The organism is Paraburkholderia silvatlantica (assembly GCF_003096715.1).
GTDB lineage: Bacteria > Pseudomonadota > Gammaproteobacteria > Burkholderiales > Burkholderiaceae > Paraburkholderia > Paraburkholderia silvatlantica.
The window spans coordinates 1-2,249 of record NZ_QEOL01000062.1; the positions used below are offsets into that span (position 1 = coordinate 1).

General features: G+C 59.3%; 1 protein-coding gene. It reads left to right on the forward strand.

Features of this window, described 5'->3' with window-relative positions; translation table 11 throughout:
• Positions 1-618 precede the first annotated feature (618 nt).
• A complete protein-coding gene (gene ltrA / locus C7411_RS36720) occupies positions 619-2,091 on the forward strand; it encodes a group II intron reverse transcriptase/maturase (protein WP_110389028.1) in 1,473 nt (490 codons plus the stop codon).
• Positions 2,092-2,249: the final 158 nt, after the last annotated feature.

Below are 2,249 nucleotides of genomic sequence, written 5' to 3' on the forward strand. Positions count from 1 at the left end.
ACGACGGTAATGGTGCGACGTGAAGTCGTATGTGTCATTGTCCCGCCCGCCCACAAGGTTGGTGACGGGACCGGCCGTTCCGTCGGTCGTAGCCTACCCGTGCATGCGTTGCTGGTAACGGCGGCGTGTGAAGCCATGGGGACAAAGCGCTGGGCCTTCGGGCCGCGTCGATCTCTGCGAAGAGAAGATGTCATCTGCGAGCACCAATGTGGATGGGGCGCCAGGCTGGGTAGCAAGGTCAACGTATGTGAACTGCTGCAAGCGTCGTTATAGTGAACAAGCCTAAGGTGCTGACAGGCTTGAACCAAAAGGTGTGTGGTCGGCTGCTCCTCTCATACATGGGGCACACGGACATGAGACCACCGGCGTACAGGCAGGACCTACCCTACTCGCTGTGACATGTACGAAACACGGTAAGCCCGATGCGTCGCCGGCGACGGCAGGCCAACCGCAAGGAAGGCTGATGGCGCAGCGGGTAAAGGAGTGCGGAAAAAGCGAAGGCTGCCCTGTAATCGGGCGGATACGGGTTGGGACATCACCCGGCGCGAAAGCGAGCCCACTTCCGCATGGTCTTCGATAGCAAGAGAACTTGAGAAACCGCGTTTAGGGGGAAAGCAGATGACGGTACCAGCGGCTGTGGCGAAAGCCCCGGGGCGAAGTACTGGTGCGCCTCCGGCCAACGAAGTGACTTGGGACCGAATCAACTGGGACCAGGTTGCGCAGGAGGTCGCGCGGCTGCAGGTGCGTATTGCTAAGGCCTCCAAGGTCGGCAGATGGAACAAGGTGAAGGCCTTGCAGCGCCTGCTGACTAGCTCGCGAAGCGGCAAGTTGCTTGCCGTCAAGCGGGTGACGGAGAACAAAGGCAAGCGAACGGCAGGCGTGGACGGCAAGATCTGGTCAACGCCCGCATCGAAGTTGAAAGCCGTCCAATCATTGGAATTCAGGGGCTACCGTCCCCTGCCACTACGACGTGTGTATATACCGAAGAGCAATGGCAAGGAGCGCCCGCTGGGCATTCCCTGCATGCGCGATCGGGCAATGCAAGCGCTGTGGTTGCTCGCACTAAGTCCCGTTGCAGAGACAACAGCTGACCCGAACTCGTACGGCTTCCGGCCGCGGCGTTCAACGGCTGACGCGATCGAGCAATGTTTTTGTACGCTTGCGAAGCGGGCGTCCGCGCAATGGATTTTAGAAGGCGACATTCGGGGCTGTTTCGACAACATTAGCCATTCGTGGCTTGAGGAGAACATCCCGATGGATCGAGCAATCCTGAGCCGATGGTTGAAGGCTGGATACATGGAACGGGGTAAGCTGTTCCCTACCGAAGCGGGTACCCCGCAAGGCGGCATCGCGTCACCAGTGCTTGCAAATATGGCGCTGGACGGGCTTGAGGAAGCAGTATGGTCGGCAGCACGCCGGATCACCACTGCTCGCCAAAAGTCCAAGGTGAATGTCATTCGCTACGCGGATGACTTCATTGTGACTGCAGCTAGCCGAGAACTGCTGGAGCAGTGCGTCAAACCGACCGTGGAGAAATTCCTCGCGGCAAGAGGCCTGCACCTGGCGCCAGAGAAGACGTTCATCACTCACATCTCCGAGGGATTCGACTTCCTGGGGCAAAACGTTCGTAAATACGGGGACAAGTTGCTGATCAAGCCGGCCCGCAAAAGTGTGAAAGCGCTGCTGGATAAAGTGCGCGAAGTGCTGAAGAAGAACATGGCTGCCACGCAGGCTCAAGTGATCATGTTGCTCAACCCGATTCTTCGGGGTTGGGCCATGTACCACCGGCATGTGGTGGCAGCTGCGACCTTCACCAAGGTAGATCACCTCGTGTGCAGGATGCTGTGGAATTGGGCCAAACGGCGACATCCACGGAAAAACACTGGCTGGGTCAAGGCGCGCTATTTCCGGCGCTTCGGGCCTCGGGACTGGATCTTTGCCTGCCCGGCCTGCGGTTACAAGCAGATGCAATGGTTCGTGCTCTTCCGAGCCGAAACGTTGCCCATCCTGCGGCACACGAAGATTCGCAGCGACGCCAACCTCTTCGACCCCGCATGGACTGCATACTTCCAGCGTCGTTCGCGAGCATGAACACTCCGTCATGGACGGCCCGGTCCTCCATGTGGGCTGGTAGAAGGCTTGAGCCGTGTGCTGGGAAACTCGCATGCACGGTTCTTAGGGGGCGGCGGCGCAGCAATGCGCCGCTGCTACCTGACGAGAAGGCGATTGCGCACCCCACCGATTCGCGC

Bases quoted from the DNA above. Each gene is read 5' to 3' on its own strand.
- ltrA (WP_110389028.1), top strand. From the start codon at position 619: ATGACGGTACCAGCGGCTGTGGCGAAAGCCCCGGGGCGAAGTACTGGT.